We start from the raw sequence: 13,294 nt of genomic DNA, 5'->3' as shown, positions 1-13,294 counted from the left end.
CGTATTTTATCCTATCCCCTCCCGTATCAAGACTTTGATCAGCAGTTCGACAACCTCCCACTGCCTGTTCTGTGCTGCCAACATCAGGGCAGTGACGCCATTGTCGGTACTGGCATTGAGCTCAGCGCCCTTGTCGAGCAACAGCCTGACAGTCTCCACGTGTCCATTCCGGGATGCAAACATCAGGGCAGTGGCACCATTTCCCATGCGGATATTGACCTTGACGCCACTGTCGATCAACAGCCCGGCAACATCCCGATAGCCTCTCTCGCATGCCGACATCAAGGCAGTAAAACCGTCGTTCCTGGCAACATTGACCTCAGTGCCGATGTTGATCAGCAGCTCGACGACCTGACGACGCCCGTGCAGGCACCCCAACATAAGGGCTGTGGTACCATTTTTTAACACAACATCGACCTCAGCCCCCCTGTCGATCAACAGCCTGACAATCTCCTCGTGTCCATTCTGAGATGCAAACATCAGGGCAGTGAGGCCAGTGTGCATAACGGTATTGACGTCAGCGCCCCGGTCAATCAGCAACCTGGCAACCTCCCGGTGTCCTTTCTCGCAGGCAAACATCAGGGCAGTGGAACCATCATCCATGGCAACATCGATCTCAGAGTTGTTATCAACCAGCAGCCGGGCAACCTTCAGGTGCCCATTCCGGGATGCCAACATCAGAGAAGTAAAACCGTCGGACATACAGACATTGACAGACGCGCCCTTGTCGATCAGCAACCTGACAATATCACTGTGGCCGCTCCGGGCCGCAATCATCAGGGCTGTTAAGCCATCGTCGTTACTGGCGTTGACTTCGGCACCACTGCTGATCAGCAGTTCAGTGGTGCCCAACAGCCCTTTCATGACTGCCAACATCAAGGCATTGATGCCATCAGTCATCCTGGCATTGACCTCAGCTCCCCTGACAATCAACAGCCTGGCGACCTCCCGCTGCCCGTTCTCCGATGCCGACATCAGGGCAGTCAAGCCATTGTCAGTTACGGCATCGACCTCAGCGCCTCTTTCGATCAACAACTCCGCGACCTCACTCCACCCGCTCTCTGCTGCCAACATCAAAGCAGTGGAACCATCTGTCATAGTGGCATTGACATCAGCACCATTGCCGATCAACAGCACGCCGACATCCCGGTGTCCACTCTGGGATGCCGACATCAGGGCAGTCAAGCCATTATCCACCCTGGCACTGACATCTGCACCTTTGTGGATCAGCAGCGCGGCGACCTCCTGCTGTCCGCGCCAGGATGCTGACATCAGGACAGTCAAACCATTGTCCATACTGTCGTTGACCTCAGCACCGCTGTTGACCAGCAGTTTAACGATCTCCCAATGTTCGTTCCTGGCTGCAAATATCACGGCACTGGCACCATCATCCATCCTGGCTTTAACATCAGCGAACTTGCTGATCAGCAGCCGGGCAATCTCCAGATGCCCATTCCGGGATGCCAACATCAGGGCAGTCAAGCCATCTTCACTGACAGCATTGACATCAGCATCGTGGTCAATCAGCAGTTCAGCGACCTCACGCTTCCCATACATGGATGCCGACATCAGGACAGTCAAGCCATTGTCTGCACAGGCATTGACGTCTGCGCCGTTGCCAATCAGCAGCCTGGCAACCTTACGGTACCCGTTATTGGCTGCCAGCTTCAGGGCTGTTGAGCCATCATCCATAACGGCATTGACCTCGGAACCATTGTCGATCAGCAACTCAGCGGTCTCGCAATGCCCGTTTCCGGATGCCAACATCAGGGCTGTGGAGCCATTTTCCATAACGGCATTAACCTTAGCCCCCCTATTGATCATTAGCCTGGCAGCCTCCACGTGCCCGTTATCGGATGCCGACATCAGGGCTGTCCAGCCATTGAGATTGTCGGCATTGCTCCGGCAGACATGGAGGTCAGCTCCCCTGTCCATCAGCAGTACGATGATCTCCCGGTGCCCCCTGCTGGCTGCCAGCATCAGGGCAGTGGTGCCTTTGTTGGAAACGGCATTGATGTCAGCGCTGTTGTTGATCAGCAGGTTGGCGATCTCCCGGCACCCGATCAGGGATGCCGACATCAGGGCTGTGATGCCTTTGTCCGTAACGGCATTGACGTCAGCACCGCTGCCGATCAGCAGCCTTGCAATCTCAAGGTGCCCGTTCTGGGATGCCCATATCAGGGCGGTTAAGTCATGCTCCATAGGAACATTAACATTAACCCCCTGGAGCAACCGGGAACGAATCAAAGACTGATCCCCACGAATACAGGCGTAAAAAAATATCGGATCAGGGAAGTGTTCGTCCCGGTAATATTCACCGGTATGCTCATTGACCAGAGGCATCGGATTATTCTGACAAGCCGCGCACTTACGGGTACCGGCCAGTTCTTTGGCAAAATCCCTGGAAACACGATCCAGATCAAAGCGGTGTCCGCACCGGGTATTTACGAACACGGGTACTGCGTCACGGCCATGAAAAGCCCCATGTCCAGTGGAACCAGAAACCTCATCCGACGACCCGGAGACCTCCATGGGAACGGAGGATGAATAATCGGAAGTGACATCCATTGAGCAAACACCCGCATGTGTCAATCAGTGACAGGGTTAGATGAACAATAAACAAAAAAATTCAATGCAATAACAACTGTTTAAAGGCGTTGGGAACACAGGCTGGCTTGCTGCTGCCTCAGTCTTCCTTCCTGGCCAGGGCAGCGCTCAGGGCTTGCAGGCAGGCGATATTATTGCTCCCTGCAGCGATGGACAGTGCGGTAGCACCATCCGTAGTCCGGGCGTTGAGATCTGCCCCTGCCGCAATCAGGGCTTGCAGGCAGTCGATGTTATTGGTCTCGGCAGCGACCATCAGTGGAGTACTCCCATCATCCGTGCAGGCAATGTTGGGATCCGCCCCGGCTGAGATCAGGGCTTGCAGGCAGGCGGTGTTATTGCTCTGGACAGCGACGTAAAGTGGGGTGGCACCATCATCCGTACAGGCAATGTTGGGATCCGCCCCGGCAATGAGCAGGACTAGCAGGCAGTTGATGTTATTGTGCTGGGCAGCAATGTACACCGGGGTAGCACCATCTAAATTTCGGCCGGTGTTAAGCTTTGCCCCGGCAGTGATCAGGGCTCTCAGACAGGCGAGGTGATTGTCCTGGGCAGCGATGAACAGCGGGGTGGAGCCTGAATTCAAGGCGGCGTTGAAATCTGCCCCGGCAGTGATCAGGGCTTGCAGGCAGGTGATGTTATTTTTCTGGACAGCAATGAACAGCGGGGTGGCACCCGAAGTCCGGGCGGCATTGAGATCCGCCCCGGCAAGGATCAGGGCTTGCAGGCAGGAGATATGATTGTTCTCGGCCGCGATAAACAGCGGAGTGGTATTATTCGAAGTCCGGGCGGCGTTGAGATCAGCCCCGGCAGAGATCAGGGCTTGCAGGCAGGCAATGTAATTATTCTGGGCCGCGGTGAATAGCGCGGTGGCACCCGAAGTCATGGCGGCATTGAGCTTTGCCCCTGCAACGATCAGGGCTCTCAGGCAGGCGACGCTATTCTGCTGGGTAGCAATCAGCAACGGGGTGATACCATCCGAAGTTCTGGCGACATCAAGCTCTGCCCCGGCAGTGAGCAGAGCTTGCAGGCAGGCGATGTGATTCTTCTGGGCAGCGATGAACAGCGGGGTAACACCTGTATTCAGGGCAGCGTTGAGCTTCGCCCCGGCAGTGATCAGGGCTTGCAGGCAGGCGAGGCTATTGTTCTGGGCAGCAATGTACAGCGGGGTGGCACCCTCCGGACCCTGAGTGGCATTGAGTTTCGCCCCGGCAGCGATCAGGAGACGCAGGCAAGCGGTGCTATTGTGACAGGCAGCGATGAACAGTGGTGTGACACCCGAAGCCAAGGTGGCATTGAGATCCGCCCCGGCATCCAACAGGACTTGCAGGCAGGCGGTGTTATCGTTCTGGGCAGCGATTAACAGAGGGGTGGCACCATCTGCAGACCGGACCGTGTTGGGATCTGCCCCGGCAGCCATCAAGGCTTGCAGGCAGTCGGCGTTATTGTTCTGGGCAGCGACGATCATTAGATCAACCTGCTGCCCAGTAACTGCAGACCTGAACGTTTTCCGGGCCGTGCCAGGGTCCAACCTCAAAAGCGCGGTTAATTTCTCGACATCACCAGTACGACAGGCTTGCAGTGGTAGGGCTTCGCAGAAGGGTGAGTCCTCATAAACACAGGCACCGGCCTCCCGTACCAGCGGTAACACTGCCTGGCGACAAATGCAACAGGTCCCTTGCCCGTATCCGGAACCGAGCCATCTCGAAATACAGTCCAGATCAAACCTGTGCCCGCATTTGGTTTTGACGACAACGGGTACCACACTACGGCCATGGAAATCCTCTTTGCAAATGGAACACTCATCATCACTGAATGACCCTGAAGTATCAGTGGATACAGGATAAGAGTAACAGCCAACGGCATTCATAAGACAGTCGTATTGGTAAATGGTGGAAAAAGCCTGGGGAAAAAGAATAAACAATAATTCAATATAAATAGCTGTTGCTGGTAAAGAAAAATTCAGAGAGCTTTTTTACGACGAAAGTATTATAAATTTAATGACCGGAATGATCAGAAACAAACGACGTTGATCTGTCATGGTAAGATTCAAGCTGTTATTTCCCAGATTATTAATCCGATGTCGTTTATTATCTGAACAGACGAGTGGCCCTTCTGAGCGTGATGAAAATATTCAGTGAAGAGTCAGGCATTAAAGCTGGTGTGCTTTCAGCCATTTGCTGGAGTGGCACCGGACGTCCCAATAATGCCACTGTAAAAATCAGTGAGCACCTGTCTGGTTTCCTCCATCGGATATAATGTTTGCGGGTCCGATGCGATGATGGGTGACAGCAGCTGATGCGTTTCTTTATCAAAGTACCGTCCCGGCCTGCAACTCTCTGTCCAGTAAACTTGATCCGAGAGAGTGCCTGAACCAAATCGACGGTTATCCTTATCAATATACTGCACAATATCACTCAGAAAACGCAGGGTCATGATGGTATCCGGAATCAACTTTGACTCTACCCAATAGCAGATACTCAGTTGCTGTGTCAGATCTGCTCCCCATGTAACAGGGCATGTCTTCAGCTTACTTTCCTGATCAGATAACGCATAATGGATCAACCGCCGGGAAACAAAACTATAGTTCTCATTCCATCTACGGGGGTGCGTTGCCAGCAGAAATGATAAAACGGACAACCCTTCATATTTCATTGAATAGCCACACGCCAACTGGTCATCCAGTGCTTGTATGTAGTTGTTGTAGCTGCCGAAGCGATGGCTGTTGCGGTTTATCCGATCCGTAAATGACACCATCAAATGACTGACTCTTTCCATGGTTCCGGTATTGCGGGTATGTATTGCGTCAAGCCAGATTTCCCTCACCAGACGGAAAAAGACCGGATAATCCAGGTACGCGTTGCGACTGATTACCGGAAAATCTGCCGGCAGATTTCTAATCAGGGCCTGATACTTTGGGGCACTCTCTTTGAAAGCACGTCGAAAGTCATCATCAGAATAATCCTTGAAGTCCCCGGGATCAAAACATCCCCAAAAATCAGGGTGAACCTTTGGATGAAGCCCCTCGTATTGATCGTCAGGACTGTTGCAAACCTGCATGGCAGACCTGAAATCACACAAAATATCAACACCTCTGCCAACTTTCAAAACTGGCCACCCATAGCGGATATAGATTGCTGACTCCTTCAGTGACTCTGGCCACTGGCTGACCATCTCAGCTACTTTTTGCCGGTCTGGCCACGCAGCGGAGAAATGTTGGTTAAATTCGCAGTCCACACGTTTTTTAAGTGACTGGGCGAAATTCATAACCTGACCTGCCAGACGGAGCTTGGCATTAGTGCCGGGAGTGTTGTCGACTGCCGCATCAAGGCTGTTCAGTGTGGAGGTTATATCAACACGTCTGTCAGTCAGCTCCTGAAGAATGCGATCTACCGTCAGTGGTTCGGTTGACCGTTGCTGCAATGTTTTTTCTGCGGCGCAGATATCCTGGTCAGAATACCCCTGATACTTCAATTGCAGACGCTCAGATAATGCAAGGGTGGCGTGCCGTGCGTCGAAGCTGGCTACGTCTGCAGAACAGGCGACTAGCTGATCTGGCGGCAACGATAATTGATTTGCTGTGGCAACAGGTTGTGAAGTGGATGGTAATGGTGACCAGTTGGGATACGTCATAAATAAACACCAGGTAATTAAACTTTTGGTTTACGTTCAGGACTGCCAGGAGTGAACGTTATCTTTGGCAGCTCAGACGTTTTCAGGCCTATATCACGTTCCCCCAGTGAAGTCTGCCTCACTGATAAAAATTCTTTCTGTCGTTTATCAAAAATTTTATTACTGCTAAGACTACGCCTCAGATTGACGTGGGATTTAAATTTAGTCACCACACTCATCATGCCCTTTGTCAGCGGGCTTTTATGTTTTTCTGCCAGAAAAATCTGGTCAAAAATACTTCTCACGGATGGTGATTCAGTTATCCACCATATCCGTGAAGTCTCCAGCACTTCAGCAAACTCTTTCAGCAGTTTTTTTTCCTTCATTGTCAGAGGCTCAATTATTTATGAAGTGGCCCAATGACTCCTGAACCCCCATCTGAGAAGGTTCAGGCCGCCCCGGGAGATTCCTTGCGGTTAACCCGGATATTTCACTGCCCACAGTCAGGCTCCAACAAAGTCAAAAAACTCCTGTAAATTAGCGGGCAAGATGCCTGATGGTCGGCGTAATACCCCGAGCTCTTCATTAAACAACGAAATGTATGCCGTGATTTGCAGAACCGGTAGCTTAAAAACCAGCTGGTTCAGTTCTTCAACCGATTTTGGTTCGGGTATGGGACCCTCATGACCCTCACGATATTTTTCCCAGAAGTAATAGACCGCAAGCCGGAACACCCGGTTATCTTCAAACACGTCACCGAAAGCTTTGTTATCCTCCAATAGTTTGGCACCATAACTGAGCAGCAGAACCAACCGTGATAATTTGTCGGTCTCCCGTAAACTGTAATCACCATTGCTCTTGGAGGTAAAACTGGGACGAACCCGAAATAAATTCGGGTCCGCCCCAAGTTTCAGTAACAGCAAAACGGTTTCCAGAGAACCGAAATTCAGGGCATAAAATAACGGTGGCTCATCGCAGCTATCGATCTGGTCCAGGTTAAACCCCTGACCAATCAGTTCGACAATTTTGTCATTCGACCCATTGTCAATCCATCTGTAGATATCGTCTCTCTCCTCGAATGGATCCTCAGGATATCGATACCACCAAATTATCTGTCCAGTGTCGCTTGCATTTCCCGAAGCATCACGTCTTACTGATTCCGAATGTTCTGAGCATTCAACGTTTCGCTCTCTCAAAGTGCTACCGGCAAACTGCTGCTGGTACTGCTGAGTGCTCAACAGAGAACTAACCGCAGCCTCACTTGGCGATGTTTCAGAGGTTTCTGATAGCGACCGGGGGAGATCTGGCCTGACAGCCAAGTGGTTATTGATCATGCTTGAATACTCTGAATTGGCCAGCGTTTGTTTTGTGCGACATTTTCGACAATATTAATAACCGAAAAGTTCTTGAAAACAATTCCGGGACTTGACTACCTTTCGGCTACCGACACGACTTTCCATAATATTTTCTGGCAATCACATCTCTACCTGCAGAAACCGGAATTACTGGCTATCTTATGTTCATATGGTTAGCTACTTAACTGGTTTGTCAGGAGGTTCAAGTGTCCAGAGTCATTCAATTATGTCTTATTGGCATGATTGCCATCTTCGTCACTGTCCAGTCATGCCTTGGTGGGGCAGAAACCAACGACAAAAGCAAACCGGTCCTTGCAGAAATAACTTCACCAATGCCGCACGGGGATTCGTCGCTATCTGAAGCAGATAAAGAAGAGCTTAAATCTACTGTCCTTGAGATGGTTCGAAACCTGAACACGTTTGACTTTGACGAATTCGCCAGTTTCTTTGCTGCAGACGCATTAAAACTGTTGAAGCATCAGGTGCAACGCTATCACTCAAGTCATTTGTTTCAAATTATTTTTCCTGAAGGACGGGCAAAAGCCAATGAACTGAGTCCAGAGGATTTTTATGTGCGAATTATTTCCAAATCAAAATTTAATGTGGGTATTTCCCGGGCCTACGAAATTCATGTGCCCCCCGGGTTTCGTATGCAGGCAGATGATGATGGAGAGATTGTAACCGTACTAACTATCTTCCCGGAGTCATACTCCGGCTATCAGACCAGAAGCGAAGTGTTCACCTTCAGGAAAGCGGGGAACCAATGGGTTCCGGAGATTCCGGACTTTATTCTCAGCGACTTTAAATATGACCTGACCCGAAACTTTGCCAGCCCGCGCACGTTCTACCCGCTCTATCCGGTCATGGATACTTTCAATATTATGATGGGTTCCTTCAAGCCTTCGAGTTAACCCGGAAGACGAGATTCACGGAAATATTGTTCCCCGTCTCTGTAATCGCAATTCCTTCCGTGTGGCCTCGGGCAAAGGCAAAACTCTCGGATCACGTCCATTGAGATGTTTCCCAATAGCACGTAAGCTGGCACCTTTGAGCGACAGCGGTGTGGTTTTCGGGTTTATCTTATATTTACGGATAACCTTCCTGACCAAATTTCTGGTCAGCTTTTTATCCGCACGAGCGCCACACCTGAGCAGTTCAAAGGCAATATCAACCCGCTTTTTCCAGGCAGCTAACTCAAGGGGGGCTATCCTGTCGCCATCGACGCTATTAACATCCGCATGATAATCCAACAGCAAGTTCACACTCCTTAAACCTCCGGTGTGCACCGCAATAGCCAGAGGGGTGGTCAAGCCGGTTGACTTGCCATTAACGTCCGCACCGGACTCCAGCAACAGCTTCGCGATCTTGATATCCCCCAATCTCACCGCTTTGTATAGTGGCGTTTCGTAGCCCGAGCTTCTGCTATTAGTGTCTGCCCCATGCTGCAGAAGTAGCTTTACGGCATTGATATGCCTATGGTAGACAGCCCAAAACAACGGGGTGTAGCGCCCCTTGGTCTTGGCGTCAGGATTCGCACCGTGTTTTAGCAATACCTTCATGACCTTAATACTGATAGGCTTTTCTTTAAGGATAGAGTTCAACGGCGTTTTGACACCGACGGCATGATCGTCAGGGTTTGCCCCATGCTCCAGCAGCAATTCCAGAATCTTGATACGACGATGGTTCACAGCCGTTTTCAACGGGGAATCCTGATATTTCAAATAGTATTGTTTGCGAATGTTCACGCCCTTATGCAGTAGCCGTTCAACTTCATTGCGGCGTCCGGATCTGACAGCCATGACCAGGTCCAGCTTGTCCCGAACCGTAATTTTACGTTTCCCATGTACGGTCAGTGTCTGGTAATGGGGACTGGTCTCTTGTTGTTTGCTGGCCTGGTCAACAGTGCCGGAGAGGGGGGATTGGCTTGCCGGTGGTTCAATCCTGAGTGCTGGCGTATTGCTGATACTGTTCATGATGTCTGCTCTTCATCAGGGACATCATTAAAATATAGGGCTTACGCATTGATCTGATACACCATTTGCATGAAAACTGTATATAGGATCTGTTGACGTTTAGTTACGAGCTGAGTAACAAAACGTCAACAGTCTCCCGGGAAAAGTGATGACTGCCAGAACAAACTTTAGCCAGAAGAACGATCACTGTGGCCCGGAACCGGTTCAATCACCAGGCTGCCTTCGCGGATATCAAATTGAATCTGCCCATCAGCATTATGTCTGGTAAGTGATTCGATGGTGGCCGCCAGTTCCGGTGTTTTGACCAACGAGATCAATGGCATCCCGGCCAGCTCTTTCAGCAATGCTTTCTGAAAGCTGTCCACGATCATGGTTTTGAACAATGCCACTTCCAGGTCAATCCGGGCTTCCATAAACGCTATATCAGTAAAATAAATGGCCTCATCTTCCCTGGAATATCTCAGCTGGGTGAAGCCGGTAATCTGCACCGGCAGTTTTTCCGTAACCATCCCCCCAAAGATATCCGCATCCACCTTGCCATCGATATGGAACATCAGGGGCTTGCCATCCCCCTGAAGAAAAATCTGCGGCGTGTCCAGATAGAGCTGCACCGTCATCATCGGCAGCATATCCAGATGGCGAATCTGTGGTGACAGAAAGCCTTTATCCACCAGCTGCTGAAACTGCTGCTGGCTGTAAACCTCCCGGTCATTTCCTGCACAGCCCCCCAGGAGAATAACTGCCAGAGCGCAGAAAACGTTAGCGAGCCAGAATCTGGTTGGCCCTGGCAACCGCCTGCCCCCGGTTGGAAGCCAGTGCATCTGCCCAACGGGTGGTTTCCGGCAACCGGAAGCGGGTAAGACATGATTCAACATAATGCACCGCCGTGTTCAACGATATTCTATGGCCAATACTGATGTACAGTGGGCGGGTTGCGCTTCGGGTGCGCAGCACACTGCCAATCACTTCATTATTATCCCGCAGTTCAACCCTGGCCCCTTTCTGCTCTGGCAGGGTATCACTGTTTCCACACAGTCGGCTCTTGGCAACCCCAATGGCGGGCAGCCCGGTGAGCACACCAACGTGACAGGCAACGCCAAAGCGCCGTGGATGAGCCACTCCCTGACCATCACACAGCAACAGATCAGGCGTTATCCGCAACTGGCCAAGTGCTGCCAGAATCGCCGGGCATTCCCTGAACGACAGCAACCCGGGAATATAGGGCATCCGGGTCGGTACTTTAGCAATGGTGTAATCCAGCAGTTGCAGAGAGGGAAAAGCCAGAACCGCAACGGCAGCACGGGTTACCCGCCCGTTATCCTCAAAGCCCACATCAACACCGGCAACACGGGTAATTTCAGGCAGGTCATCCCGTTGGATCACCTGACTGGCCAGTGTCGTTTGCATGGATATGGCTTCGGCCAATGACAGGTCCCAGCGCAGGTCAGCAAACTCAGACACTCAACCCATTCCTTAACGGAAGACGAAGGGTCACTTCAAGACCCGGGTGGGCATTGCGGGCAGCAATGGAGCCGTTATGTTGCGATACTGCGGTACTTGCAATCGCCATGCCAAGACCCGTTCCATCATTTTCCTTACCCCGGGTTTCATCTACCCGGAAGAAGGGTTCAAACAGATCGCCAAGGGTCTCTTCAGGCACCCCCGGCCCATAATCACGAATACGAATCAGCGCCACATCGTTCTCACGAAACAGCCGTACCTCAACTTCCGAACCTTCCGGAGTGAAACGGATCGCATTCCTGATGATGTTTTCCACCGCACTGGAAAGAAACTCTCGTACAGCCACCAGCTCAATTTTAGCGGTCTCTTTCAATACCACGGCCTTGTCACGGGCCTGGGCTTCAAAGTTGCCATCGTCCACCAGCTTTTTCAGCATACCTTCGAGAGCCAGTTTCTCGCAGACCATGTTGGCCATATTTTGCTGAATACGGGAAAAGTGGATGATCTGTCCGATCAACTGATCCAGGCGTTCTATCTCCCGCTCGATGCGCGCATGCTCTGCCTCGGCATCCGGCGTTTTTCGTCTGGCCAGCGCCAGAGAGATCTGCAACCGGGTTAACGGCGACCTTAACTCATGGGAGACATCCCGCAGCAACCGTTCTTTACTGAACACCAGAGACCCGACCTGCTCCGCCATATGGTCAAAATCCCTGGCCAACTCACCCAGTTCATCCCGGCGTCCGGCAACCTTGCCGCCCACCCGGGCACTCAGGTCGCCACGGGCCAGCTTTCTGGAGGCCCGCTGCAAGTTCCGAATCGGCCCCACCAGGTAGCGGGCCAGAACCACACAGAGAAAGAAGCTGACACCCAACGCCAGAATAATAAGATGCCACTGACGTGCAATAACCTGCTGCACCCGCCAGTGCACCAGCATTGGCATCTCCTTGGTGAGGTACAGTTCGTAGGGGGCATCATTCAGGGTAATGCGCTGTGGGCCGACCACCACCACCCCTCGGCGAAAGGTAATGGTCGGATCGCTGAGATTCCGGGTTTTATTGTAGGCAGAAATCAACTCTTCAGAGATCGACGCACTGCCCAGAATATTGCCCTCGGTATCGAACAGGTAGTAACCACTGCCGGGGAACCGGGGAATGGGTAAATGCACGGAAGTACGGGAGAGCAGCTCCATTTTACGGGCCGCTATTTCCAGCTCACGAAACAGCGCCCGCCGCTCGGACAGAAAGTCCGAAGGATCGACGGTGATGGCAAAGGCCAGAAACAGCGTCACCAGCATGGCAATCATGGTCAGCCAGAACCACAGAAAAATCTTCCAGAAGACACTGTGCCATGGCCAGACCACCAGCCCGGGGATTTTAACTCGCACTGGCAACCCCATCAGCCCGGAAGAATATAAAAGTAACCAGACCCACGCACGGTTTTGATCCTTGGATTGCCGTCAGGCCGGGTACCAATCTTTTTGCGCACATTACTCACATGCATATCAATGGCCCGGTCATACAGTGTCAACTTACGGTTAAGGGCGATCTGGGTCAGGTCATCCCGGGAGATCAGTTCACCGGCCTTTTCAATCAGCGATTTCAGCACCAGAAATTCAGTGGCCGTCAACTCCAGTGGTTCGCCGGCAATGGCGGCCTCACGGTTGGCCAGGTTCAGGGCAATATCATCAATCTGCAGGGTTCGACTGGTCCCTTCCGGAATCAATGGTGTACGGCCACGGCGCAGAATGGCCTTGATTCTGGCCACCAGCTCACGATGGTTGTAGGGCTTGGGCAAATAATCATCCGCGCCAATTTCCAGACCGATAATCCGATCCACATCATCGCCACGGGCAGTCAGCATCAGAACCGGGATGTCCGACTGCTGGCGTATCTGCTTCAGGGCATCAAAACCGTTCAGCTTCGGCAAGGTGACATCCAGCAGCACCAGGTCATGCATCCCGGACAGAGCGGCATCAACCCCGGCTTCACCATCATGAACCGCAGAGATCGTAAACCCTTCTGTGGCCAGATATTCCACCAGCAATTCACAGAGCTCGATATCATCATCAATCAGCAACAGCCTGGCACTGGTTTTGCCTGTACTTATAGAGTGACTCATAGCATGTGCTCCATAAAAAAATACCCCGCCTTGGGGGAAAGCGGGGTTAAAGGTACAGCTCGTAAAGTAACTGATGGTACGGCCAGTCTGCCCCCGCCCGGGTTTTCTGGCTGCCTCTGCTCATTGATTTAATTAAGAGGCTTGCCCAAAGCGCGGGACATCATATCATTC

Annotated in this window: 11 protein-coding genes and 1 pseudogene; 1 reads left to right on the top strand and 11 read right to left on the bottom strand. The window is 51.8% G+C overall.

Going from position 1 to position 13,294, the window contains the following annotated elements:
• Positions 1-6: 6 nt before the first annotated feature.
• The 6 genes and pseudogenes from O3276_RS23455 to O3276_RS23435 all read right to left on the bottom strand — a co-directional run bounded on the left by O3276_RS23455 (position 7) and on the right by O3276_RS23435 (position 7,550).
• On the bottom strand, positions 7-2,568 hold the full coding sequence (locus tag O3276_RS23455; RefSeq protein ID WP_269673470.1) for an ankyrin repeat domain-containing protein: 2,562 nt from the start codon (positions 2,566-2,568) through the stop codon (positions 7-9).
• Between the two features lie 118 nt (positions 2,569-2,686).
• Positions 2,687-4,255, bottom strand: coding sequence for an ankyrin repeat domain-containing protein (locus tag O3276_RS23450; protein ID WP_269673469.1), 1,569 nt, complete (start codon positions 4,253-4,255; stop codon positions 2,687-2,689).
• Positions 4,256-4,273: 18 nt separating this feature from the next.
• Positions 4,274-4,474: pseudogene (locus O3276_RS25985) on the bottom strand (RING finger domain-containing protein); the annotation flags it as partial.
• 299 nt (positions 4,475-4,773) lie between these two features.
• Positions 4,774-6,237 (bottom strand): hypothetical protein, encoded by a 1,464-nt coding sequence (locus O3276_RS23445; RefSeq protein ID WP_269673468.1) that lies wholly within the window; start codon positions 6,235-6,237, stop codon positions 4,774-4,776.
• A gap of 17 nt (positions 6,238-6,254) precedes the next feature.
• Positions 6,255-6,602: a hypothetical protein gene (locus tag O3276_RS23440; RefSeq protein ID WP_269673467.1), complete on the bottom strand. Its 348-nt coding sequence runs from the start codon at positions 6,600-6,602 to the stop codon at positions 6,255-6,257.
• 117 nt (positions 6,603-6,719) lie between these two features.
• Positions 6,720-7,550, bottom strand: coding sequence for a hypothetical protein (locus O3276_RS23435; protein ID WP_269673466.1), 831 nt, complete (start codon positions 7,548-7,550; stop codon positions 6,720-6,722).
• 227 nt (positions 7,551-7,777) lie between these two features.
• On the opposite strand from O3276_RS23435, the gene O3276_RS23430 reads away from it, so the two are divergent.
• Positions 7,778-8,482 carry a hypothetical protein gene (locus O3276_RS23430; protein WP_269673465.1) on the top strand — a complete coding sequence of 235 codons (705 nt, stop codon included), beginning with the start codon at positions 7,778-7,780 and terminating at the stop codon, positions 8,480-8,482.
• 15 nt (positions 8,483-8,497) lie between these two features.
• Here O3276_RS23430 and O3276_RS23425 read toward each other — a convergent pair whose 3' ends face one another.
• From O3276_RS23425 to O3276_RS23405, 5 genes are all read right to left on the bottom strand, one after another.
• The gene (locus O3276_RS23425) at positions 8,498-9,544 is read right to left on the bottom strand and encodes an ankyrin repeat domain-containing protein (RefSeq protein WP_269673464.1); all 1,047 of its coding nucleotides are present in this window, start codon (positions 9,542-9,544) and stop codon (positions 8,498-8,500) included.
• Between the two features lie 167 nt (positions 9,545-9,711).
• Positions 9,712-10,335 carry a hypothetical protein gene (locus O3276_RS23420; protein ID WP_269673463.1) on the bottom strand — a complete coding sequence of 208 codons (624 nt, stop codon included), beginning with the start codon at positions 10,333-10,335 and terminating at the stop codon, positions 9,712-9,714.
• Positions 10,304-11,005 carry a deoxyribonuclease V gene (gene nfi / locus O3276_RS23415; RefSeq protein ID WP_269673462.1) on the bottom strand — a complete coding sequence of 234 codons (702 nt, stop codon included), beginning with the start codon at positions 11,003-11,005 and terminating at the stop codon, positions 10,304-10,306. Before nfi ends, O3276_RS23420 begins: the two co-directional genes overlap by 32 nt.
• Positions 10,998-12,389 carry an ATP-binding protein gene (locus O3276_RS23410; protein ID WP_269673461.1) on the bottom strand — a complete coding sequence of 464 codons (1,392 nt, stop codon included), beginning with the start codon at positions 12,387-12,389 and terminating at the stop codon, positions 10,998-11,000. Before O3276_RS23410 ends, nfi begins: the two co-directional genes overlap by 8 nt.
• 11 nt (positions 12,390-12,400) lie before the next feature.
• On the bottom strand, positions 12,401-13,123 hold the full coding sequence (locus O3276_RS23405) for a response regulator (RefSeq protein ID WP_269673460.1): 723 nt from the start codon (positions 13,121-13,123) through the stop codon (positions 12,401-12,403).
• Positions 13,124-13,294: the final 171 nt, after the last annotated feature.

The sequence above is a fragment of the Endozoicomonas sp. GU-1 genome, assembly GCF_027366395.1.
Taxonomy (GTDB): domain Bacteria; phylum Pseudomonadota; class Gammaproteobacteria; order Pseudomonadales; family Endozoicomonadaceae; genus Endozoicomonas.
The sequence above is the reverse complement of the archived record's forward strand: the minus strand, read 5'-3'. Positions and strand labels throughout refer to the sequence as shown.

What these genes read in the sequence shown, in the direction of transcription:
- O3276_RS23455 (WP_269673470.1), bottom strand. Translation starts at nt 2,568, where the DNA reads ATGGATGTCACTTCCGATTATTCATCCTCCGTTCCCATGGAGGTCTCC.
- O3276_RS23445 (WP_269673468.1), bottom strand. Translation starts at nt 6,237, where the DNA reads ATGACGTATCCCAACTGGTCACCATTACCATCCACTTCACAACCTGTT.
- O3276_RS23440 (WP_269673467.1), bottom strand. Translation starts at nt 6,602, where the DNA reads ATGAAGGAAAAAAAACTGCTGAAAGAGTTTGCTGAAGTGCTGGAGACT.
- O3276_RS23435 (WP_269673466.1), bottom strand. Translation starts at nt 7,550, where the DNA reads ATGATCAATAACCACTTGGCTGTCAGGCCAGATCTCCCCCGGTCGCTA.
- O3276_RS23425 (WP_269673464.1), bottom strand. Translation starts at nt 9,544, where the DNA reads ATGAACAGTATCAGCAATACGCCAGCACTCAGGATTGAACCACCGGCA.
- O3276_RS23405 (WP_269673460.1), bottom strand. Translation starts at nt 13,123, where the DNA reads ATGAGTCACTCTATAAGTACAGGCAAAACCAGTGCCAGGCTGTTGCTG.